Raw genomic sequence first — 21,185 nt, 5'->3', positions numbered from 1 at the left:
GTCGGCGCAGCCCAGTGGGCAGGCGCGTGCTTTTCGCGTCCGTTCGTAAGACGGCTTCCGAAGAGGGCCTATATCTGACCGAAGAAGGTGTCGCACCGCCGGGGATCGCCGCCGTCGTAGCCGACGGTGAACCACTTCTCGCGCTGCCGCGAGGTGCCGTGCGTGAAGGCGTCCGGGGTCACCCGGCCCTGCGTACGCCGCTGGATGCTGTCATCGCCGACCGCCGAAGCGGCGCTCAGCGCCTGGTTGATGTCGCTCTGGGTGAACGGCTCCCGGTAGAAGCCGGTCTTGACCGCGTTCTGGGCCCAGACCCCGGCGTAGCAGTCGGCCTGGAGTTCGAGGCGCACGGAGGGGCTCTCGGCGCCGGGGCGGTTGTCGCGGCCGACCCGGTCCATGGTGCCGAGGAGGTTCTGGACGTGGTGGCCGTACTCGTGGGCGATCACGTACGCCTGGGCGAACGGCCCGCCCTCGGCCCCGAAGTCGCGCTGGAGCGTGTTGAGGAAGGTCAGGTCCAGGTAGACCTTGCGATCGGCCGGGCAGTAGAACGGCCCCGCGGCGGAGTCGGCAGGCCCGCAGCCGGTGTTGACCGCCTGGGAGAACAGCACGGTCTTGGCGGGCGTGTACGCCCGGACCCCGAGATCCTGGAACTCCTGCCGCCAGTAGGCCTGGATGCTGTTGACCGTTCCGACGACACGGCAGTCCTCCGACTGTTCAGCGTCGGCGCCGGTGCGGCAGCGCTCGGCCAGGTTCCCGCTGGGAGAGATCGCGGGCGGAGGGCTGGGCTGCTGCCCGCCGCCCTGCTGCCCGCCCTCGTTGCCGGAGAAGGGCGTGGGGACGATCCCGAACAGGAACATCGCACCCACCGCCAGGAGCAGCAACAGGCAACCGCCGCCTCGGCCGCCGATGGGCAGCATGCAGCCGCCGCCCGGCATCCCGCCGAACCCGCCGCCGCCCCCGCGGCCCGGCTGCGGCCCGGAGGCCCGGACGTCCTCGACCTGCGACGGATCGAGTGGCTTGTCGTCGTCGAACTGCATCGCTACCCCCGACGCAGTTCTCCCCCGTAGTGGGACAAATACGCACCGCGATGGGAATGGGTGGGACTTTTAGCGGCTTGTCGGATAATCTGCCGACATGACGGCTGGCTTGATCGGGATCGCGCTGGTGTCGCTGGGCATGGTTCTCACGCCCGGTCCGAACATGATCTATCTGATCTCGCGCTCGATCGCGCAGGGCCGCCGTTCCGGGCTGATCTCGCTCACGGGCGTCTTCCTGGGGTTCAGCGTCTATCTGACCGCGACCTGCCTCGGTCTGACGGCCGTCTTCGCGTACGTGCCGGCCGCGTACACGGCGCTCAAGCTGGCCGGGGCCGCGTACCTGCTCTGGTTGGCCTGGAACGTCCTCAAGCCGGGCGGCACGTCCGCCTTCGAGCCGCGAGACCTGCCGGAGGAGCGTCCCGGCAAACTGTTCACGATGGGCCTGCTGACCTGCCTGCTGAACCCCAAGATCGCGATCCTGTACCTGTCGTTGCTCCCGCAGTTCATCGACCCGGCCATGGGGCACGTGCTGTTGCAGAGCCTGGCGCTCGGTTCGGTGCAGATCGCCGTCGGCACGCTGGTCAACGGCCTGATCGTGATCACGGCGGGCGGCCTGGCCGCGTTCCTGGCCCGCCGTCCCGTCTGGGTACGCGTCCAGCGGTACGTCACCGGCACGGTCCTCGGGGCCTTCGCCGTCAGCATGGCGACCGACCGCTCGAAGGCCCTGGTCAGCACCTGACCGCCAGGGCCCCGAGCGATCACCGGTCGAACCACGCCGCCGCCGGAGCCCTGCACAACTGCGCGAACACGACCCCGGCCAGCAGCACGCCCAGCACGTTCCCGAAACCGGCGCCGTCCACGAGCTGCCAGACGCCCAGCAGGACGAGCAGGAACTCGATGACGATCCCGCAGGTACGCACCCAGCCGCGCCGGGACGCGACCCGCATCGCGAGGAAGCCGATCAGCAGGATCATCACCAGCGGAACGGTGAGCCCGGCCAGCAGAACCCCGCCCACCGCGCCGACCGGGGCACTCCCCAGCAGCACGAAGAGCAGGAACAGGCCGACCATCCCCAAGACCGCCTGGACCCACATGCAGAGCCTGGCCACGAGAACGGACTGGGGCATCACCTCGACGCCATAGGGCTCGGACATTCGAGCCTCCCGATTCAGGGGCAGCGATTGACTGGGTGAGCATAAAACCGCCCCAGATGGTCATGTCTGGGAAACGACCGCAGACGCATGGGATTGGGTCGTACCGGCATTTCGCCGTCGACCCGAGCGGCTGCCACGGTCCGCGGGTGCCGGGGATGCGGCGCGGTTGAACGCCAGGGCGGGCGCGGCCAGGATGGGGCGTCATGGAGCAATCGACCACGCTGTCCGCCATGGAGATCGCCTCGGATCGGCTCCGGCTGCGCAAGGCGTACGACGGCGATCGCGAAGGTCTCATCGAACTCTTCACCGATCCCGAGGTCCGGGCCCACCTCGGCGGCCCACGGCCCAGGAGCGACGTCGAGCAGTACCTCGACGCGATCGGCGTCGTCAACGCGACGTCCATGCCGGGCAGCTACGTCATCGCCGACCACACGACGGACAGCCTCCTCGGCACCTTGATGCTCGACCGCCGCCCCGCCGAGAGACCCGGGCACGTCACCGAGGAAGGCGGGGAGCTGGAACTGTCCTATGTGCTGCGGCGCGGTGCGTGGGGTGCGGGGCTCGCGTACGAGGCCGCGACGGTCGCGTTGCGGGCCGCCGCGGCGGAGCTGCCCGACCAGCCGGTCGTGGTCGTGACCCAGACCGCGAACGAACGTTCGCTGAAACTCGCCGCCCGCCTCGGATTCCGCCAGGTCGGCACCTTCGAGGAGTTCGGCGCGGAGCAGACCCTCAGCACGGCGAGCCTGTCGTCGTTCGAAGCCTGACCTCACCGGGCGCTCAGGACGTCGGGGCTCAGTACGTCGGGGGTCAGGACGTCGGGGTCAGGACGTCGGGGTCAGGACGGGGTCGGCTCGGCAGGCGGGTCAGTGGGTGGCCCGGCTGGTGCCTCGGAGGTTGGCTCGGAGGTTGGCTCGGTCGGGGCGATCCACTCGAAGCCCTCCGCCGCGTCGGGCAGTTCGTCCCCGTCGTCCGGCCTCTGATAGGTCGGATACTCCGACGTGTCGATCTTGACGGTGGCGAAATCCACGTCCCGCAGCTTCGCTCCGACACTTCCGTCTTCTGCGGTGTGGAAGTCGGCCATCCTGTCCAGCCGATCGATCTGCACCAGCAGGAAGGGAACGATGGCCAACTGCATCGCGACCTGACGGAAGACCGCGACCCACATCACAGTCACGAACTTGTCGGCGGCGTTCGCCAACCACCTCAGAGCCAGCGAGGACTGCAGCGTCGCGACGGGCACCCGCGACATCGCGATGAGGTACGCGGTCAGCGGGATGAGCATCGCGCCGAGACCCGCCATCGCCAGCAGGAAGACCCGGAACGCGATGGCGATGCTCTCGAGTATGTCGCCGATCTTGTGGAACGCGTCCCGCAGGGCCTCGGTGGCGGCGCGCATGTCGTCCGTCACCCGGGAGAACTCCCGCTGGTCCGCGGCGATCCAGCCCAGCCGCGACTGGTAGGGGAGGTCGTCCAGCACCTCGATGGGGCGGTCCAGGTCCTGGGCCATCCGCTTCCAGATCTTGGCGATCTGCGAGATCTTGTCCGTGTCCACGCCCCAGTTCGTCAGGAGCGCCAGGCAGACCAGGGGTACGGCCGCGTAAAGCTGGAGGCTCCTGAGCACCGCGAGGGTGTGCGCGGGCGGGGGTACGGGCATCAGCGGCGTTCCACCATGCTGAGCTGCTCGGCCGTGTGCCAGTTGCGGGCGCAGACCATCAGGGTCTCGGAGATGCCCAGGGACGCTTCGACGCCGTCCTGCAGGGCGTCGACGCAGCCCTTCTGCGCCTTGGCGTAGGGGGCGTGCAGATGTGAGGTGAACAGCGGGCCCAGGGCGTCGCCGAGGTCGGTGTCCCAGATGCGGTCGAGGCTGCTGCGGTAGCCGGCGTAGACGTCCTGGTAGCGCTCGCTCATCGTCTCGATCGTGCGAAAGGTGATGAACCTTGTCTCCTCCGGACCGGACATGCCACTCCCTTCAGGGATATTTCATCCAAGGTCATCTTTATCCGGGAAAGGGAGTTGATCGTTTGGCTTCGCCGGATGTTCATCGTCGAGACGCTGTTCGCTGCCGGGCCGTTCGGGCAATCTTGATCACTTCTAGGCTGTGCCGTCGAACAGGGAAGGCCGTGGCATGTCCGACTTCGATCCGCTCGCCATCACGCCCGAAGAACTCGAGAAGATCAGCCGGCAGGCGGACCAGGCCATGGCCAAGCTGGCCGAGGCGATGACCGGACTTCAAGAGGTCACCGGGGAGGGTACCGCCGCCGACGGGAAGGTCCGGGCCGCGGTGGAGTCCGACGGCCTCGTACGCGAGATCAGCTTCGATCCGCGCCTGTTGCGCACGATGAGCAGCGATGAGCTGGCCGAGGCGATCGTGGCGGCATTGCGTACGGCCCAGCTCTCGGTCCGCGCGCAACAGGAGGAGCGGTTCGCCGCGGCGTACGGCGGGGAGCGTCCGTCCTTCGACGCCAAGAAGGTCGAAGAACGCCTGGACGCCATGCAAGCGGCGTTCCTCTCCGCCCTCTCGCCCCGCTGACGGGGCTGGCCACCGGAGGTCGAGTCCAACCATGATGATGTCGTTCCATGTGCAGTTGCTCACCAACATGGAGAGCCGTTACCTCTACCGCGTCATCATGGAGGGCGGCGCGCGCTGCGCCTTTCTGGTTCTCGATACGGAGAACGGAGAGATCTTCTCATCCAACGCCGACGGAGAGACGTTGGGAAACGGGTGGCTGTCTCTGGAAGAGGGCGAGACGCGGCCCGTCACGGACTCGGAGGGCTCCGCTGAAACAAGCGAGATGAGCAGATGGGAGTTCGCTCTCGTCTCCAGCAACGTCAGGAGTGGCTGGGTCAAGGAAGGTACGCCGCCGACGAAGGTCACCAAGTACTACGGCTGAGCCGGGATGCCCCTCTATGCACCCGTGATCCACTTCTCAAACGGTCAATCAGATCCAGAGGTACAGGCCGTGGCCGGCGCGTACGACCGGGTCCAGCCAGTCGAAGAACTCCTCCACCCACGTGTCCCGCCGGCGTCGTCGGCGGCTCGAGGCGGCGGGTCGAGGTCGGGCACGACGGGCGGGGGCGGCAGGGCGAACACGTGGTCGCGGGCCTCGATGAAGGCGGGTTTGCGGGTCCAGGCGTTCGTGCGGTCCTCGGTGGCCCGTGCCGTCGCGAGGAGATCGGCTTGGGTTTCGGCGAGCAAGCGGCTCGTGTCCCACGTACGCAGCCGGTCGTGGTAGTGACGGAACCCGCCGGCAGTCGTCTCGGCGTACCAGTGCCGCCATCTGCCCGACCACTCTGCCAGCTCGTCGGGGAGCAGCGTCGCCCAGGCCGCATCCCGCCACTCGGGCGGAAAGATGGGGTTGATTTCCCGCATGTTGGAAGAGAAGCTCGAAGCGCTCTCGCAGATGATGGCCGAGCACATGGCCATGTCGTTCCCAGCCGACTTCTGCGGCCTCGACATCGAGGGCCAGGACATGGTGATGCTCGACGCGGACGCCTACGGCTTCGCCGGAGGCGTCCTCAAAGGCTCGCTCAGCGAACAACACCGCTCTGGCCTGACGCGGCTGACGTCGGTGTTCGAGGACGTTCTCCCAACAATCGACGGCGAGTATGCGATCAGGTACTACACCCATGTGCGCGACATGGCCGTGTTGGCCGCCGAAATCGAGAGCCTGTGCCACTAGCTCAGGTTGAAAGTACGGGCCAGCGACCGCACGGCAGGCGACGGGCGGGTCTCCTCGTTCCGAATACTCTCAACGAGGTCTCGCGCGACCGCCTGGTGGCGGAACCACACCTGTGACAGCTCGCGGGCCTCCAGCAGCCGCTCAGTGGCCGCGACACGGTGTCGAGCATCCAGGTGGGCCTGGGCCACGTCGATGAGGTGACGGCCGTAGGCGATGCCTTCCAGGCTGCCTGGCTGAATCCGCCTGGCGGCCTGCAACGCCATGGCGGGCTCGTGGAGCACGGTGTAGGCGTGTGTCTCCTGCTCTGCCACCATGGCCGGGCCGAACCGGCTGTTGTAGATCGTGACCGTGTCGCGCAACCGTTCGGCACCGGCAGCGGCCAGGGCTGCGTACTCGGTGATGTCCCGCCCCGCCGCTGCCGCCGGGGCGATGGCGCTGAGGAGAAGTTTGCCCCAGGCGGCGATGTGCTGAGCAGGCGCGGAAAAGGCGGGCTCGATGCGCGTGGCCATGGTGGTGGCCAACTGCTCGGCCTCGGTGAGTCGGGCCTGGTGGAGGAGGACCCACACGTACGTGGCGTGCAAGCAGGCCCACAGCATTTCGTCGTCGCCGCCGTGTGCTGTGGTGATGGCGCGTTCGGCGCCGACGGCGGCCAGGTCTTCCCGCCCAAGGTGAACCATCACGGCCGCTGCCAGGTCGTACGCCATGGCCAACGGGGAGACGGCGGCGGCACCGTGAACGACGTGCGAGAGGCGCGCTTCGGCGAGCAGGCCCGGCAGGTTGGCGATGAGAGTGGGGAAGTCTCCGCGCCAGTAGGAACGGCACGCCTCCCTCACCGCACGCTCGACGTCGGGCAGAGGGGTGGGTTCGCCGTCCAGGCCGTCGTCCAGGCCGGGCAGGAGCGACGGTGTGAGTAGTGCGTCCCGCAGGGCCAGGACGCTCCCACCGTCTCGGTCAGCGCCGAGCTGATCGCGCCTGCCCACCAGCCTGGACAGCTCGACGTCGAGAGCGTTGGCCAGGCGTATGAGCGAGGTGAGTTGGGCCGATCGTCGTTGCCCCTGCTCCAACTTGGCGATCAGGTCCCGTGAAAGGCCTGCTCGCTCGGCAAGTTCTTGTTGAGTCAGGTCACGGTCTCGTCGTACGGCGCGGAGACGCGCGCCCAGCGTATTGGCATCGGTCATAGACCCTGCCGCCTCTCCTGCATGCCTTCATCCACAGGCTACGGCGCAGAACTGTCGAACGCCTCTGTCGCCATCGCCAAGGTCTTCAGAGCGTCGTGAGTGCGTCCGCCAGGTCTTCCGTGCTGGTGACGATGAGGTCCGCCCCCGCGCCGATGCGAACGAGTGCCTGGTCGAGCAGGTGGGGATTCGGCTTCATCAACGAGGGGTCCGCCGCCGCCCGCGCGGAGACGTGTTCCGCCAGACCGCCGAGCCCTTCCCGGTCCAGGTAGGCCGACACAGCGGCCACGGAGTCGCTACTGACGATCGCCACGGGAACTCCTCAGCCGCGTGCCTGTTCCATTCGTGGCCAAGCAAGTCAGAGGCGCTGGAAGGTCAAGTGAGACCCAAACTGAGACCCGGATAGCAAAGGGGCCGACTTGGATGGGGTCGGCCCCTTTGCGTTTACTGCCTCAACCAGGCGCGGAGGATAGGGGATTTGAACCCCTGATAGGTTGCCCTATACACGCTTTCCAAGCGTGCGCCCTCGGCCACTAGGCGAATCCTCCGCCGACGAGCTTACCGGACTTCTCGGGGTGTGCGGACCATGTTTTCGCCGGGGATCGCGGGGGTGGAGCGAACACTGCGGCATCCGGCTAGACTGTCGAAGGACCCCTCGCGCGGCGTCATCCTGTGAACCTCCCCAGGGCCGGAAGGCAGCAAGGATAAGCGGGCTCTGGCGGGTGTGCGGGGGGTCTCTTCGTTGGGAGCCCCCTCGCAGGCGGGATGGTCGTATGAGCCTTGCGCTTTACCGCAAGTACCGACCCGGGACCTTCGCCGAGGTCAAGGGTCAGGAGCACGTCACTGACCCGCTGCGGCAGGCGTTGCGTACGGGCCGCATCAACCACGCCTACCTGTTCAGCGGCCCTCGCGGATGTGGCAAGACCTCCAGCGCCCGCATTCTGGCGCGGTCGCTCAACTGCGAGCAGGGCCCCACCCCCGACCCGTGCGGCGAGTGCGAGTCGTGCGTGGCGCTGGCTCCGACCGGCCCGGGCCACCTCGACGTCATCGAGATCGACGCCGCCTCCCACGGTGGTGTCGACGACGCCCGCGACCTGCGCGAACGGGCGTTCTTCGCCCCCGTCTCCGCGCGCTACAAGATCTACATCATCGACGAGGCGCACATGGTGACCCGCGAGGGTTTCAACGCGCTGCTCAAGCTCGTCGAGGAGCCCCCGCCGCACCTGAAGTTCATCTTCGCGACGACGGAGCCGGAGAAGGTCATCGGCACCATCAAGTCGCGTACGCACCACTATCCGTTCCGGCTGATGCCGCCCGCGACGCTCCGGGGGCTGCTGGAGGAGATCCTCAGCTCCGAGAGCGTGCCCTTCGAGCCGACCGCGCTGCCCCTGGTCGTACGCGCGGGCGCCGGTTCGGCCCGTGACTCGTTGTCGATCCTCGACCAGTTGCTCGCCGGGGCCGAGGACGACGGCATCACCTACGCCAAGGCCGTCTCCCTGCTCGGCTACACCGACGGCGACCTGCTCGACGAGGTCGTCAACGCGTTCGCGGCCAGAGCCGGCGCGCAGGTCTTCCACACGGTCAGCCGGGTGATCGAGGGCGGCCACGATCCCCGCCGCTTCGCCTCCGACCTGCTCGAGCGCTTCCGCGACCTGGTGATCCTGGCGAACGTTCCCGAGGCGGCCTCGAGTGGTCTGCTCGACCGGCCCGCCGACGAGCTGGAGCGCCTGGTCCAGCAGGCCGCGTCGATGGGGCCGGCTGAGCTGACCCGGGCCGCCGAGGTCTTCAACGCCGGTCTCACCGAGATGCGCGGGGCCACCTCGCCGCGACTGCTGCTGGAGTTGATGTGCGCGCGCGTCCTGCTCCCGGGGGCGGCGCAGGGGGAAGAGGCGCTGCTGGCCCGCATCGAGCGCCTCGAACGTGGTGGCGCCGTCGCCCAGATGGCGGCGCGTGCCTCGGCTTCGGCCGGAAGCGGGCCCTCCGTGGTCGGTCCGGTGGGCGTTCCACGGCCGCAGGCGTCCGCGTCCGGTGCGCAGGCTTCAGGTGCCCAGGCTTCAGGTGCGCAGGCTTCGGGTGCGCAGGCTTCAGGTGGGCAGGCTTCGGGTGAGCGGAGCGTGGCACCGGCGGTCGTGGCGAGCGCGCCTGCCGGGACCGCGTCGTCCCTCGCCGCGCCGCCCTCCGCTGCGTCGGCCCCCGCTGTGCCGTCCACCGCTGTGCCGTCGCCTGCCGCGCCGAGTGGGGATGACTGGCCCGAGCCCGCGCGTCCCGGGGCGCCCGTCGTGTCCGCGCCTGCGGCGTCGGCGGGCGGGGCGTCCGCACCCGCGTCGCAGGCCGCCGCTCCGAGCGGGGGCGGTGCCCCGGTGGCCGGGGGAGCGGGGGCCATCCAGGGGCAGTGGGCCGGCGTACTGGCCGCGCTCAAGCAGCGCAGCATCGTCGTCTGGGCCAACGTGAGCACCAACGCCCAGGTGGTGGGCGTGGAGGGCAACCTGGTCACGCTCGGCTTCACCCAGGTCGGCGCGATGAAGAACTTCACAGGAGGCGGCAAGGACGCCGTGGTGGCCAGTGCGCTGGGCGACGTGCTCGGCGGCACCTGGCGCGTGGAGGCGGTCGTCGGAGGCTCCGGGCCTCCGCCCGCCTCCCGTGGTGCCGCCCGTCCCGCCTCTCATGGCGCGGCGTCCGGTGGTCACGGGCCGGTGACCGGGCCTCAGGGTGCTCCGGGGTCTGTCGCGCCGGTTTCCCCGGCTGCGGCGGGCGGTCAGGCCGCAGGAGGGCAGAACGCGCCGGGGCCCCAGGGACGTACGGCCTCGCACGGGGCGTCCCGTGACGACCGGAGCGGTCAGGACCCCGACCAGCCTCCGGCCGCCGCCGCGACGGCCGCACCGGCACACCAGACCACCGACGAGTCCTGGCCCGACGCGCCCGACGATCCCGGCCTGGGCTCCCCGCCCGGTCCCGACCCGACGGAGACCGTCCCGGCGACCCAGCAGGCGGCCAACGGGGGTGCCACGGGCGCCGGGCTGGCCGCCGCGAGGTCGGCGGCGAAGGCGGCGGCTCAGGGAGGCCCACGCGTCCCGGCCGCTCGCAGCGCCGGCGCGGGGGCCTGGCCCGACGCCATTCCCGGCCGGGCCAAGGGGGCCGAGTCCGACGAGGTCGACCCGCTCAACGACGCGGACGCCGACGTCGACGCGGTCTCGGGCATGGCCCTGCTCGAACGGGAGCTGGGCGCCCAGGTGATCGGCGAGATCGACCACACCTGACCACCCACCTGACCACCCACCTGATCACCCACCTGATCACCCACTTGATCGCACGCCTGATCACACGTGTCCGGTCCTTGGATCGCCTCGCGGGCCACCCTGGCCGGGTGAAGGGCGCGTTGAATCACCGGTACTCGGCCCGCTCTGGCCGGGTGATGGGCGAGCCGAAGCAGGCGGGTCGACGCCGAGTCGGATGAGCCGACGCCGAGTGGGGCGGGCTGAATCAGGCGAACCCAGGCGAACTCGGGCGAACCCAGGTGAACGGCCTCAGGACAGGAGGCGGGAGCGGGCGGCCGCTGAGCGGGGGTCGGTGGACGGGAGGGCCGCGAGACGTTCGAGCACCTCGTAGTCGTCGCGCCCGCCGCTCGTCTGCGCGTACGCCCACAGGTCCTCCGGCGCCCCCCGCCGCAGCAGGCAGGCGCGTACCTGCGCCTCCAGCTCGTCCCGCTCCCGCCGGATCTCCTGCGACTCCGAGCGTGGCAGCAGCGGCCCCGGGTACGCCCGCGCCAGCGGACCCGGCTCACCGGCCGACAGGAGCCGGCCCAGCGTCAGGAAGTCGGCCTCCACCGGGCACGTCAGCCGGTACGGCTTGGCCGCGATGGCCTCCCCGAGCTGCGCGCGCAGCCGGTGGATCTCCGCCCGGATCGTGACGGGGTTGCCGTCGTCGCCGTACAGGTGGCAGGAGAGCTGTTCGGCGGTCAGCCCGTGCGGGTGCAGGGCGAGGAGGGTGAGGATCTCCGCGTGCCGCAGCGAGAGCGGCCGGTCGCGGTCGCCGAACGTGGCCGAGGGCGACCGTTCGCCGAGGAACGACAGGGTCAGGACCGGCGGCGCGGCGGTGGCCGAGGGGCGCAGGAGGAAGCCGTCGGAGAACGGTTCAAGCAGGGCCGTGGTGCCGTCGCGCAGGATCATGCGCCGGCCGGGCACGTGGACGGCCCGCTCGCCGAGGTGGACGCGTATGCCCAGGTCGCCGGCAGGGTCGCCGGAGATGACGCGGCCGGTGGCGGACAGCAGGACGCCCGGCCGCCCGCGCAGGGACTCGTAGCGGCGGCGCAGGCGTTCGTCGCGCTCGTGCATGCGCAGGGCGAGCTGCGTCTCGGCGAGCTTGGCCGTGGCGGCGACCAGGGCCACCGTGGCGGGGTGCAGGCTGCGGGCGGTGCCGCTGACGTCGACGCAGCCGATGACCCGGCCGGAGTCGGGGTCGATGATCGGGGCGGCGCTGCACGACCACACGTGCAGCACGCGCATGAGGTGCTCCTCCGAGTAGACGTGTACGGGCCGGCCCGTGGCCAGGGCGGTGCCGATGCCGTTGGTGCCGACGCTGTGCTCGGACCAGTGGTGCCCGTCGGTCAGGCCGATCTGGTCGGCGCGGCCCATGGTGGTGTGGTTGCCGTCGCGCCACAGCACCCGTCCGTCGCAGTCTGTGACAATCATGACATGTCCGGACTCGTCGGCCAGGCCGGACAGCGTCTGCGCGATCATCGGCAGCAGCGGGCGCAGGGGGTGCGCCTGACGGAGGTCCCTCATGTGGGACAGGTCCACGGCAAGTGGGGCACTCTTGCCTTCCGGGTCGATTCCTGCATCCAGCGAACGCCGCCAGGATGCCTTGATCAGGCGGCGGGGCGACTGCGGCGAGGTGAGACCCGTGGCCGCGGCTTCGTGCGCCCCGCGCAGCAGGCGGGAGTACGCGTCTAGGTGGGCGTAACTCATCGGTCACTCCAAGTAGTCATCTAGAGCATCCGTCCTGCGCGCCGGAAGTGCAACCCGTTCAAGGGGGATTGCGGAGAGTGATTGAACGAAAGCAACGTGTGTGCAACGTTCCGCTGACTAGCGTCTCGATCCAACGCGTCGGCGTGGTGCGGCCGCTCCGCCGGCGTGATGGCCGGGTCTCGGACGCTGGAGGGGGGCCGAGACCCGGCCAAAACACGCCGACGCCCGACAGAACCCGAGAAGTCGGGATCGGGGCGGATCGCCTGTTCCGGAGGGAAAACACCCGCAACGGGCGGCGCATGGGGCCGGGTAGGTCGTCCCATACAGGAACCGGGTACGAAACAGGGGGACACCCCAGTACATGACACCGCCCAAACACCGTAGGCTCGTGGCAGTCAAGAACGCGGAGCCACGAGGAGCGCACGACGGTGAACCCAGGGGATGTCAACCTGCAGCAGCTGCTGGAGCAGGCCCAGCTCATGCAGCAGCAGCTTGTGAGCGCCCAGCAGGAGCTCAACGACGCGCAGATCGAGGGCTCGGCGGGCGGCGGCCTGGTCACGGCCGTGGTCAACGGCTCGGGCGAGCTGCTCGAGCTCAGGATCGACCCGAGCGTGATCGACGCCGGCGACGCGCAGGACACCGCCGAGACGATCGCCGACCTGGTGATCGCGGCCGTCCGCGACGCCGTGCGCGCGGCCGCCGACCTGCAGCAGGAAAAGCTCGGCCCGCTGGCCCAGGGTCTGGGTGGCGGCGGCCTCGGACAGTTGCCAGGGTTCTAGGCATGTACGAAGGGGTCGTCCAGAACCTGATCGACGAGCTTGGCCTGCTGCCCGGGGTCGGTCCCAAGAGCGCGCAGCGGATCGCGTTCCACCTGCTGGCGGCCGACCCGGCCGACGTCAAGCGGCTGGCGCACGCGTTGCTGGAGGTCAAGGAGAAGGTCCGGTTCTGCCGGGTCTGCGGCAACGTGGCCTCCGAGGAGGAGTGCCGCATCTGCCGCGACCCGCGCCGCGACACGCACGTCATCTGCGTGGTGGAGGAGCCGAAGGATGTCGTGGCGATCGAGAAGACGCGCGAGTTCCGCGGCACCTACCACGTGCTCGGCGGCGCGATCAGCCCGATCGACGGGGTCGGCCCCGACGACCTGCGCATCCGTGAGCTGATGACGCGCCTGGCCGACGGCCGCGTCACCGAGCTCATCCTCGCCACCGACCCCAATCTCGAAGGCGAGGCGACGGCTACCTACCTCGCCCGTCTGGTCAAGCCGATGGGCATCAAAGTGACACGACTGGCCAGCGGTCTGCCTGTGGGCGGTGACCTCGAGTACGCCGACGAGGTCACCTTGGGCCGCGCGTTCGAAGGACGGAGGCTGCTGGATGTCTGACCAGTGGAGCACCCTCGCGGAGGAGATCTCCGGGCACGCGCAGAACTACGTGGACGGGCTGACCAGGGTGGCGGGCGGCGAGGGCGGAGACGCCATCTGGTCGATCCTGCTGGTGGAGGTCGCCCAGGTGAGCCTGGCGGGAGCCAAGCTGGGCGCGAACCGCGACGTCATCCTCGCCGGCAACTACGAGCCGCCGATGAGCGAGGACCCCGACATCGACGGGGTCCGCACGTCGCTGGCCGAGCGGCTGGAGGCGGTGGACGACTACGCCGAGGTGTTCGATCCGTACAAGGACACCGGCGTCACCCCGTACCGGCTGTCGGACGACCTTACGGCGGTCGCGGCAGACCTCATCCACGGGCTGCGCCACTACCACGCCGGCCGTCCGCACGAGGCGCTGTGGTGGTGGCAGTACTCCTACTTCAACACCTGGGGCAACCACGCGGGCGCCGCGATGCGCGCGCTGCAGGCCCTGGTCGCGCACTCGCGCCTCGACGTGGCCGAGGAGGCCACGACGGTCTGAGCCCGCCGCGACGACCCCTCGCGACGGCCCGCCGCGACGCCCCGCCCGGAGCGGGTCCGGGCACGTCACAGTCTGATCATCCACATAATGGTACGAACCATCAGGCCCGTAAGAGGCCCCCGTTAGACTGGCAGCTCATAGTCCAAACCGGGAGACTCTCGTGGCGCTCGTTGTGCAAAAGTACGGTGGTTCGTCCGTCGCCGACGCGTCCTGCATCAAGCGGGTCGCGCAGCGGATCGTCGCGACGAAAAAAGCCGGCAACGACGTGGTCGTGATCGTCTCCGCCATGGGCGACACGACCGACGAGCTGCTCGACCTGGCCGAGCAGGTGTCGCCGCTGCCTCCGGGCCGCGAGCTCGACATGCTGCTGACCTCGGGAGAGCGCATCTCGATGGCCCTGCTGGCGATGGCGATCGCCAACCTGGGGCACGAGGCCCGCTCGTTCACCGGCTCGCAGGCAGGTGTGATCACCGACTCCACGCACGGCAAGGCGCGCATCATCGACGTGACGCCCGGCCGCATCCAGGAGGCGATCGACCAGGGTCACATCGCGATCGTGGCCGGCTTCCAGGGCGTCTCGCAGGACACCAAAGACATCACCACGCTGGGCCGGGGTGGCTCCGACACCACGGCCGTGGCACTGGCGGCGGCGCTGAACGCCGACGTGTGCGAGATCTACACCGACGTCGACGGCATCTTCACCGCCGATCCGCGCATCGTGTCCGCGGCGCGCAAGATCCCCAGGATCTCCTACGACGAGATGATGGAGATGGCGGCCTGCGGCGCGAAGATCCTGCATCTGCGCTGCGTGGAATATGCTCGCCGATTCGACCTGCCGATTCACGTACGCAGCTCTTTCAGCACCAAGGAAGGCACGTGGGTCGTCTCCGACCCTTACACCGAAGGAACCGAGATGGAGCAGCCGATCATCTCCGGCGTCGCACACGACCGGAGCGAGGCCAAGATCACTGTTGTCGGGGTTCCCGACAAGGTCGGCGAGGCTGCCTCGATCTTCAAAACCCTGGCCGACGCCGAGATCAACATTGACATGATCGTCCAGAACGTCTCCGCCGCCGCCACGGGGCGCACCGACATCTCCTTCACGCTGCCCACGGCCGACAGCCAGACGGCGCTGACGTCGCTGAAGAAGATCCAGCCCCAGATCGGTTTCGAGTCGCTGTTGTTCGACGACCAGATCGGGAAGGTGTCGCTGATCGGGGCGGGCATGCGCTCGCACCCGGGCGTCACCGCGACGTTCTTCGCGGCCCTCGCCGACTCGGGGGTCAACATCGAAATGATCTCCACCTCGGAGATCCGCATCTCAGTGATCGTCGAGCAGGACGGCGTCGACGCGGCGGTGGCCGCCGCGCACCGCGCCTTCGATCTCGACGCCGACCAGGTCGAAGCCGTGGTGTACGGAGGTTCAGGAAGATGAGCGAGAGGCCCAGTCTGGCCCTGATCGGGGCGACCGGAGCCGTGGGCACGGTCATGCGTGACATCGTGTCGACGCGGGAGGACGTCTGGGGTGAGATCCGCCTGGTCGCCTCGCCGCGCTCGGCGGGCAAGGTCCTCCAGGTACGCGGCGAGGACGTCGTGGTGCAGGCCCTGGCCCCCGAGGTGTTCGACGGCATCGACGTGGCCATCTTCGACGTGCCCGACGAGGTGTCGGCCGTCTGGGTGCCGATCGCGGCCGAGCGCGGCGCCATCGCCATCGACAAGTCGGGCACGTTCCGCATGGAGCCCGACGTGCCGCTGGTGGTGCCCGAGGTCAACCCGCTCGACGCGGGCAACCGCCCGCGCAACATCATCTCGACCCCCAACTGCACGACGCTGTCGATGATGGCGGCCATGGGGGCGCTGCACGCCGAGTTCACGCTCACGGAGCTGGTCGTCGCCTCCTACCAGGCGGTGTCCGGCGCCGGTGTGGCCGGTTCCGCGCGGCTCTACGACGAGGCCGAGGCGCTGGCCGGCGACCGTACGGTCGGGCAGGCTGTCGGCGACGTACGCAAGGTGCTGGCCAACAAGCTGCCGCAGGAGTCGCCGTTCCCGGCGCCCATCGCGTTCAACGTGGTGCCGTGGGCGGGCTCGGTCAAGGCCGACGGCTGGGCCTCCGAGGAGCTCAAGCTCCGCAACGAGTCCCGCAAGATCCTCGGCATCCCCGACCTGAAGGTCTCCGCGACCTGTGTCCGCGTCCCGGTGGTGACCACGCACTCGCTGGCCGTGCACGCGCGGTTCGCGCGCGAGATCACGGTCGCCGACGCGCACCGCGTCCTGGAGGCGGCGCCGACGGTGGTCCTCATGGACGACCCGGCCAACGGGGTCTACCCGACGCCCCTCGACGTGGTGGGCACCGACCCGACCTACGTGGGCCGCATCCGCCAGGCGATCGACTTCCCCAACACGCTCGACCTGTTCGTGTGCGGTGACAACCTGCGCAAGGGGGCGGCGCTCAACGCGGCGGAGATAGCCGAGCTGGTCGCTGCCGAGTTCTGATCTGGTTCCCGTGGCTCTCCAGTAGGTCTGTCGAGGGTGTGGCGCCGTGCGCATCGTGCGGCGTCACACCTTTTCCTCGTGCGGGACGGCTTCCCGCACGGTGCGTGCGGGCGGGCCCTGTCACCGGAAGAGGATGTCCCAGTGGTCGCTCTCGTCGGCGAACGTCGTGCCCGAGGCTGACTTGTAGAGCCGGGCGCCGTCGCCGCGCACCCCGGCCTTGTCATGGTTCTTGGTGATGTGCCGGTCGATGCAGGCGTTGTGCGATATGTCCAGCTTGTAGCCGTTGCCGTGGCTGAACTGGCCGGGCGCGTGGCCCCGCTCGGTGCCGCCGGTCACCATGATCGGGCAGCCGCTCTCCTGCTTCAGCTCGATGACCTTGGCGATGGTGCCGGTCCGTACCGAGTCGAGCGAGGTGCAGTGGTGCTGGTGCTTGCTCACGCAGTTGCCGGACGACTTCGTCCGCAGTCCCGCGCTCTTCAGCCATCCCTCCGCGCTCGCGTGGGAGAGTTGAACGGCGGCCCTCCTGGGCAGGACCCGCGCCAGATCGATCTGAGCGCGCTTGTGGGCGACGCGCGTGCGCGCCCGGGGCATCTTGGCCACTCCGGCGCGTACGGGCTTCTTCGGCGCTCTGGCGGCCATCGGCGGCGCCTGGGTCACCTGAGCCAGGGCCGCCTCCGCTACCTCCGCCGCCTCCGCCGGAGCCGCCAGTGCCGCGGTGATGACGTCGGCGCGCTCCTCGACCGTGGGCTTCCAGATCTGCTGAGCGCGAACCTCGTCGGCACGGGCCAGGGCGTGCGCCTCGCCGGCGCGGTGCGCCTCGCCGCGATGGCGGGGAGAGCCGCTCCGCGTCCAGCGGGAGTCGCCGAACAGCCACCGGGAGTCGAGCGTCGCCGGCCAGTGCCGCATCATGTCGAGCCGCTCCCCGGCCACCATGAGGCTGTCGTGCGCCCAGGCGCCGGCCCTGCCCGCGCCCATCTCGTAGGCACCCATCTCGTAGGAGCCCATCTCGTAGGCGTCCGTCAGGAGGGTCGCGGTCGTGCCCCACTGGGCGGGGTCGTCCTGCCAGCCGGTGGGCCTGGCCTGGTGAAGGCCGCCCTGAGCCGCCGTCCCTTGGGGGTGGGTGGCGGCGAAGGCGGTCGAGGCCAGCGCGATTATGGTGATCTCAATGCCGAGGAGCGCGACTACCAGGAGGCGCACTGTTCCACGTATCCACATGTCGATGCCTTTTCGCGGAAATAGCCCTTCCGCCTGAAACGACAATCCCACTAAACACTGGAGATAACTCATGCCGCGAGCGCAACTTTGCCTTGTGGCGGTGATCACCGTGCGGCTTCATGACCGAACCACGATCCACGACGTAAAGTGACGAACGTGTCCGAAGCCCGAAACCGCGGATCGGAGAGCACCCGAGAGGTCATCGTCGAGACGGCCTTGCGACTGTTCAGGGAGCGCGGCTTCGACGCGACCACCATGCGGGCCATCGCCGCCGAGGCGGGGGTGTCCGTGGGCAACGCCTACTACTACTTCGACAGCAAAGAGGCGTTGATCCAGGCGTATTACGACCGCGCCCAGGCCGAGCACGAAGCGGCCTGCGGGGAGTTCCTGGCCACGGAGGAGTCGTTCGCGGCCAGGCTGAGCGGGGTGTTGCGCGAATGGGTACGCGTCTCCGAGCCCTACCACGAGTTCGCCGTCAAGTTCTTCAAGCACGCGGCCGAGCCGACCAATCCGCTGAGTCCGTTCAGCGAGCAGTCGTCCCCGGCCAGGGAGGCGTCCATCGCCATCTATCGGGAGGTCGTGGAGGGCTCGCGCGACCGGATGAACGCCGAGTTGCGCGAGGAGCTGCCCGAGCTGCTGTGGCTGCTGTCCATGGGGATGGTGCTGTTCTGGGTGCATGACACGTCGCCGGGGTGCGCGCGTACGTACCGGTTGATCGAGGTCACGGTGCCGCTGGTGGACCGGCTGGTGGGGTTGTCGCATCTGCCTGGGCTGCGGGGGATCACGAAGGACTTCATCGCGGCGGTCCACGAACTGCGCGCCTAGAGGGACATACCGAGCGGTTGGTATGGTGCCTCCAAACGCTGGAGGCCGTGTATGACGCAGAACTGGGGCATGACCATCCCCTTCCACGACCGCTCGCTGTCCGCGTCGCAGGACCTCGTCGCGGAGCTGCCCGCGCTCGGCTACACCGACGCGTGGTCGGCCGAGGTCAACGGGACCGACGGGTTCGTGCCGCTGGCCATGGCCGCGCAGTGGGCGCCGGGGCTCAGGCTGGGCAGCGCCATCGTGCCCGTCTCGACGCGCGGGCCAGGGCTGCTGGCGATGTCCGCGGCCACGCTGGCGGACCTGGCGCCCGGGCGGTTCGTGCTCGGCATCGGCGCGTCCTCTCCTGCGATCGTCGAGCGCTGGAACGCGGGCACGTTCGCCAAGCCCTACGCGCGCACCCGCGACACGCTGCGCTTCCTGAAGAAGGCGCTGGCCGGGGAGAAGGTCTCGGAGAGGTACGAGACCTTCGAGATCAAGGGCTTCAGGCTGGAACGGGCGCCGAGCACGCCGCCGCGGATCGTGCTGGCGGCGCTGCGTCCGCGGATGTTGCGGCTGGCCGCCGAGGAGGCCGACGGCGCCATCACCAACTGGCTCGCCCCGCGCGACGTGCGCAAGGTGCGGGCCGAGCTGGGCCCGGACACCGAGCTGATCGCCCGCCTGTTCGTCTGCGTGGACGAGGACGCCGAGCGCGTACGCCAGACGGCCCGCTGGATGCTGGCGAGCTACCTGACCGTCCCCGTGTACGCGGCCTTCCACGACTGGCTCGGCCGCGGCGCGGTGCTGCGCCCGATGCAGGAGGCGTGGGCGGCCGGGGACCGGCAGGCCGCGCTCAAGGCCATCCCCGACGAGCTGGTGGACGACCTCGTCGTGCACGGCGACGCCGCCACCTGCCGCGCCCGGATCCGGGAGTACGTGGCCAACGGACTCGACACCCCGGTGCTCGCCCCCATCCCCGGCGGGGACGTCCCCATCGACCAGGCGGTACGCGATCTGGCCCCGAAAGCGCGGGCATAGGCGACCGGGGAGGGCAGGAACTCCTGTCCGTTCCGACGCGTTATATCGTGAGAATCCGGGGGTAAGGGGGAGCACATGATGGCGAAGACCGCACGGGCGGCCGCGGCGTGGCGCACGTACCGCGAGGTGACCAAGCCCGGCTCGCCCAAGCTGGCGACCAGGATCCGCGCCGTCCCGCGCATGGTGCGCGCGGTGGTGCGCGGCGACTACGCGGGCCTGGGCAAGGGCAAGCTGGCCCTGCTCGGCCTGGGCGTGGTCTACCTCGTGTCGCCCTTCGACGTGGTGCCCGACTTCCTCGCGCTGATCGGGGTGGCCGACGACTTCGGCGTGCTCCTGTGGCTCGTGGCCGCGCTGCTCGGTGAGAGCGGGCGCTATGTCCAGCACGAACGCCAGGTGATCGAGGGCCACCTCGAAGAGGCTTAGATCTCCTCCATCCGCAGCCAGGCCCGCGAGGGCAGCGGGTGGCCGAAGAGACGGGCGGCGTTGCCGTAGGCGACTCTGGCGATGTCGGCCGGTGGGAGCGTTCCGAGGTTGCGGGCCACCGCCTTCTGCGTGTCGGGCCAGGTCGAGTCGGAGTGCGGGTAACCGCTCTCCTGGAGCACGTGGTCGAGGCCGACCGCGAGCCGCACGCCCGACAGCGCGTGGTCGTCGAGCGTCCCGAAGAAGAAGTTGCGGCGCAGCACCTCGCTGGGCTTGAGCCCGCCCTCCCACGACGCCTCACCGGCCACGGGGTGGTCGAGGGCGTAGTCGGCGCGCTCGGCCAGCATCGGCAGCCAGCCCACGCCGCCCTCGACGATGAGGATGCGCAGCGACGGGAAGCGCAGCGGCAGCCCCGACCAGAGCCAGTCGGCGCAGGCGAACATCGCGCTGGTCGACATCAGCGTGGTGATGGCCTCGATGGGCGTGTCGGGCGAGGGCACGGGCGACCAGGACGAGTCGCCGGCGTGCAGGCAGACCACGGTGCCGGTCTCCTCGCAGGCGGCGAAGAACGGGTCCCAGTGGCCGGTATGGATCGACGGCAGCCGCAGCCTGGTGGGGAACTCGGGGAAGACGACGGCCTTGAAGCCCCTGGCGGCGTTGGCGCGGATCTCCTTGGCGGCCACGTCGGGGTCGGGCAGCCACGGGAGTTGCAGGCCGATGATCCGTTCGGGGTAGGTGCCCGCCCAGACGTCGATGTGCCAGTCGTTCCACGCCCTGACCAGGGCAAGGCCCAGCTCCTGGTCGCGCGTCCTGGCGAACGGCATGCCCGCCTGACCGGCCAGCATGCCGGGGAAGCAGAGCGCGGCCCAGATGCCCGCGATATCCATGTCGCTGACGCGGGCCTCGATGTCGTGGCAGCCGGGGCGCATGTGCTCGAACCTGACCGGATCGAGCGTCCGTTGCTCTCTCGGTTTGCCGGCGCCCACGTCGATGCCGGCGCACGGGTACGTCGCCCCGGCGTAGCGCCAGACCTGGTGACCCGCCTCCGTCTCGACGACCTTGGGCGCGACCTCGGCGTATTTCTCCGGCAGACGCCCGTCGAACAGGTCGGGAGGCTCGATCAGGTGATCGTCGGCTGAGACGATCACGTAGTCGCGCCGCCTGGGGTCAGGTTCGGGGAGCAGCGGCGTAGTCACGCACGTAACCGTACGACGACGGCATAACGTCGAACAAGCTGCGACGTATCCGTTGGGTTCCGAGATTTGTGACCCGGGACCGCCGGGAGGGGGATGACTGGCGATCCC

At 69.6% G+C, this 21,185-nt stretch carries 24 protein-coding genes, 1 tRNA gene and 1 other RNA gene; 15 read left to right on the top strand and 11 right to left on the bottom strand.

Translation table 11 applies throughout. The features are described from left to right. Positions 1-68: 68 nt before the first annotated feature. Positions 69-1,034 (bottom strand): KPN_02809 family neutral zinc metallopeptidase, encoded by a 966-nt coding sequence (gene ypfJ / locus ACZ6S0_RS27840; RefSeq protein WP_465922261.1) that lies wholly within the window; start codon positions 1,032-1,034, stop codon positions 69-71. Positions 1,035-1,131: 97 nt separating this feature from the next. Here ypfJ and ACZ6S0_RS27835 point away from each other — a divergent pair, with 97 nt between their 5' ends. After that, the gene (locus tag ACZ6S0_RS27835) at positions 1,132-1,773 is read left to right on the top strand and encodes a LysE family translocator (RefSeq protein WP_344879036.1); all 642 of its coding nucleotides are present in this window, start codon (positions 1,132-1,134) and stop codon (positions 1,771-1,773) included. 19 nt (positions 1,774-1,792) lie between these two features. Here the strand turns inward: ACZ6S0_RS27835 and ACZ6S0_RS27830 are convergent, their stop codons facing one another. Beyond that, positions 1,793-2,188 (bottom strand): hypothetical protein, encoded by a 396-nt coding sequence (locus ACZ6S0_RS27830; RefSeq protein WP_465922260.1) that lies wholly within the window; start codon positions 2,186-2,188, stop codon positions 1,793-1,795. Between the two features lie 203 nt (positions 2,189-2,391). On the opposite strand from ACZ6S0_RS27830, the gene ACZ6S0_RS27825 reads away from it, so the two are divergent. Continuing rightward, a complete protein-coding gene (locus ACZ6S0_RS27825) occupies positions 2,392-2,952 on the top strand; it encodes a GNAT family N-acetyltransferase (protein WP_465922259.1) in 561 nt (186 codons plus the stop codon). A 71-nt stretch (positions 2,953-3,023) separates the two neighbouring features. Here ACZ6S0_RS27825 and ACZ6S0_RS27820 read toward each other — a convergent pair whose 3' ends face one another. Both ACZ6S0_RS27820 and ACZ6S0_RS27815 read right to left on the bottom strand, forming a co-directional pair. Continuing rightward, positions 3,024-3,842 (bottom strand): WXG100 family type VII secretion target, encoded by an 819-nt coding sequence (locus ACZ6S0_RS27820; protein ID WP_465922258.1) that lies wholly within the window; start codon positions 3,840-3,842, stop codon positions 3,024-3,026. Continuing rightward, positions 3,842-4,147, bottom strand: a complete 306-nt coding sequence (locus tag ACZ6S0_RS27815) for a hypothetical protein (protein ID WP_465922257.1) — start codon at positions 4,145-4,147, stop codon at positions 3,842-3,844. The genes ACZ6S0_RS27820 and ACZ6S0_RS27815 overlap by 1 nt, the downstream gene beginning before the upstream one ends. A gap of 166 nt (positions 4,148-4,313) precedes the next feature. Here ACZ6S0_RS27815 and ACZ6S0_RS27810 point away from each other — a divergent pair, with 166 nt between their 5' ends. After that, positions 4,314-4,718, top strand: coding sequence for a YbaB/EbfC family nucleoid-associated protein (locus ACZ6S0_RS27810; protein ID WP_465922256.1), 405 nt, complete (start codon positions 4,314-4,316; stop codon positions 4,716-4,718). Between the two features lie 31 nt (positions 4,719-4,749). Then, entirely contained in the window at positions 4,750-5,079 is a 330-nt protein-coding gene (locus ACZ6S0_RS27805) for a hypothetical protein (protein ID WP_465922255.1), read from the top strand. 44 nt (positions 5,080-5,123) lie between these two features. Here the strand turns inward: ACZ6S0_RS27805 and ACZ6S0_RS27800 are convergent, their stop codons facing one another. After that, complete coding sequence (locus ACZ6S0_RS27800; protein WP_465922254.1) at positions 5,124-5,558, bottom strand: hypothetical protein; 435 nt, start codon at positions 5,556-5,558, stop codon at positions 5,124-5,126. On the opposite strand from ACZ6S0_RS27800, the gene ACZ6S0_RS27795 reads away from it, so the two are divergent. Continuing rightward, entirely contained in the window at positions 5,557-5,868 is a 312-nt protein-coding gene (locus ACZ6S0_RS27795; protein ID WP_465922253.1) for a hypothetical protein, read from the top strand. The genes ACZ6S0_RS27800 and ACZ6S0_RS27795 overlap by 2 nt on opposite strands. Here the strand turns inward: ACZ6S0_RS27795 and ACZ6S0_RS27790 are convergent. The 3 genes from ACZ6S0_RS27790 to ACZ6S0_RS27780 form a co-directional block, all read right to left on the bottom strand. Further along, on the bottom strand, positions 5,865-7,046 hold the full coding sequence (locus ACZ6S0_RS27790) for a helix-turn-helix domain-containing protein (protein WP_465922252.1): 1,182 nt from the start codon (positions 7,044-7,046) through the stop codon (positions 5,865-5,867). The two genes, ACZ6S0_RS27795 and ACZ6S0_RS27790, sit on opposite strands and share 4 nt — an antisense overlap. 85 nt (positions 7,047-7,131) lie before the next feature. After that, positions 7,132-7,356 (bottom strand): hypothetical protein, encoded by a 225-nt coding sequence (locus ACZ6S0_RS27785; RefSeq protein WP_465922251.1) that lies wholly within the window; start codon positions 7,354-7,356, stop codon positions 7,132-7,134. A gap of 150 nt (positions 7,357-7,506) precedes the next feature. Beyond that, positions 7,507-7,591, bottom strand: a tRNA-Ser gene (locus ACZ6S0_RS27780). A 98-nt stretch (positions 7,592-7,689) separates the two neighbouring features. Here ACZ6S0_RS27780 and ffs point away from each other — a divergent pair. Then, positions 7,690-7,785: signal recognition particle sRNA small type (ffs, locus tag ACZ6S0_RS27775), an RNA gene on the top strand. Positions 7,786-7,816: 31 nt separating this feature from the next. After that, complete coding sequence (locus ACZ6S0_RS27770) at positions 7,817-10,300, top strand: DNA polymerase III subunit gamma and tau (RefSeq protein ID WP_465922250.1); 2,484 nt, start codon at positions 7,817-7,819, stop codon at positions 10,298-10,300. Between the two features lie 267 nt (positions 10,301-10,567). Here ACZ6S0_RS27770 and ACZ6S0_RS27765 read toward each other — a convergent pair whose 3' ends face one another. Next, positions 10,568-12,007 (bottom strand): helix-turn-helix domain-containing protein, encoded by a 1,440-nt coding sequence (locus tag ACZ6S0_RS27765; protein ID WP_465922249.1) that lies wholly within the window; start codon positions 12,005-12,007, stop codon positions 10,568-10,570. A gap of 428 nt (positions 12,008-12,435) precedes the next feature. Here ACZ6S0_RS27765 and ACZ6S0_RS27760 point away from each other — a divergent pair, with 428 nt between their 5' ends. The 5 genes from ACZ6S0_RS27760 to ACZ6S0_RS27740 all read left to right on the top strand — a co-directional run bounded on the left by ACZ6S0_RS27760 (position 12,436) and on the right by ACZ6S0_RS27740 (position 16,404). Further along, on the top strand, positions 12,436-12,786 hold the full coding sequence (locus tag ACZ6S0_RS27760) for a YbaB/EbfC family nucleoid-associated protein (protein ID WP_465922248.1): 351 nt from the start codon (positions 12,436-12,438) through the stop codon (positions 12,784-12,786). Between the two features lie 2 nt (positions 12,787-12,788). Next, positions 12,789-13,388 (top strand): recombination mediator RecR, encoded by a 600-nt coding sequence (recR, locus tag ACZ6S0_RS27755; protein WP_344879063.1) that lies wholly within the window; start codon positions 12,789-12,791, stop codon positions 13,386-13,388. Then, a complete protein-coding gene (locus ACZ6S0_RS27750) occupies positions 13,381-13,911 on the top strand; it encodes a DUF5063 domain-containing protein (RefSeq protein WP_465922247.1) in 531 nt (176 codons plus the stop codon). Before recR ends, ACZ6S0_RS27750 begins: the two co-directional genes overlap by 8 nt. Before the next feature lie 160 nt (positions 13,912-14,071). Continuing rightward, positions 14,072-15,346, top strand: a complete 1,275-nt coding sequence (locus tag ACZ6S0_RS27745) for an aspartate kinase (RefSeq protein WP_344879069.1) — start codon at positions 14,072-14,074, stop codon at positions 15,344-15,346. Continuing rightward, positions 15,343-16,404 (top strand): aspartate-semialdehyde dehydrogenase, encoded by a 1,062-nt coding sequence (locus ACZ6S0_RS27740; protein ID WP_465922246.1) that lies wholly within the window; start codon positions 15,343-15,345, stop codon positions 16,402-16,404. The genes ACZ6S0_RS27745 and ACZ6S0_RS27740 overlap by 4 nt, the downstream gene beginning before the upstream one ends. A gap of 120 nt (positions 16,405-16,524) precedes the next feature. Here ACZ6S0_RS27740 and ACZ6S0_RS27735 read toward each other — a convergent pair whose 3' ends face one another. Further along, on the bottom strand, positions 16,525-17,601 hold the full coding sequence (locus tag ACZ6S0_RS27735; protein ID WP_465922245.1) for a hypothetical protein: 1,077 nt from the start codon (positions 17,599-17,601) through the stop codon (positions 16,525-16,527). Between the two features lie 174 nt (positions 17,602-17,775). Between ACZ6S0_RS27735 and ACZ6S0_RS27730 the strand changes: the two genes are divergently transcribed. The 3 genes from ACZ6S0_RS27730 to ACZ6S0_RS27720 all read left to right on the top strand — a co-directional run bounded on the left by ACZ6S0_RS27730 (position 17,776) and on the right by ACZ6S0_RS27720 (position 19,884). After that, entirely contained in the window at positions 17,776-18,444 is a 669-nt protein-coding gene (locus tag ACZ6S0_RS27730; RefSeq protein WP_344879078.1) for a TetR/AcrR family transcriptional regulator, read from the top strand. A gap of 51 nt (positions 18,445-18,495) precedes the next feature. Next, positions 18,496-19,461 carry an LLM class F420-dependent oxidoreductase gene (locus tag ACZ6S0_RS27725; protein WP_465922244.1) on the top strand — a complete coding sequence of 322 codons (966 nt, stop codon included), beginning with the start codon at positions 18,496-18,498 and terminating at the stop codon, positions 19,459-19,461. A gap of 75 nt (positions 19,462-19,536) precedes the next feature. Next, positions 19,537-19,884, top strand: coding sequence for a YkvA family protein (locus ACZ6S0_RS27720; protein ID WP_465922243.1), 348 nt, complete (start codon positions 19,537-19,539; stop codon positions 19,882-19,884). On the opposite strand, the gene ACZ6S0_RS27715 is transcribed toward ACZ6S0_RS27720, so the two are convergent. Then, the gene (locus tag ACZ6S0_RS27715; RefSeq protein WP_465922242.1) at positions 19,881-21,077 is read right to left on the bottom strand and encodes an amidohydrolase family protein; all 1,197 of its coding nucleotides are present in this window, start codon (positions 21,075-21,077) and stop codon (positions 19,881-19,883) included. The genes ACZ6S0_RS27720 and ACZ6S0_RS27715 overlap by 4 nt on opposite strands. Positions 21,078-21,185: the final 108 nt, after the last annotated feature.

It is taken from the genome of Nonomuraea sp. NPDC051298, assembly GCF_055586305.1.
This window is presented reverse-complemented; position numbering and strand designations above follow the sequence as displayed.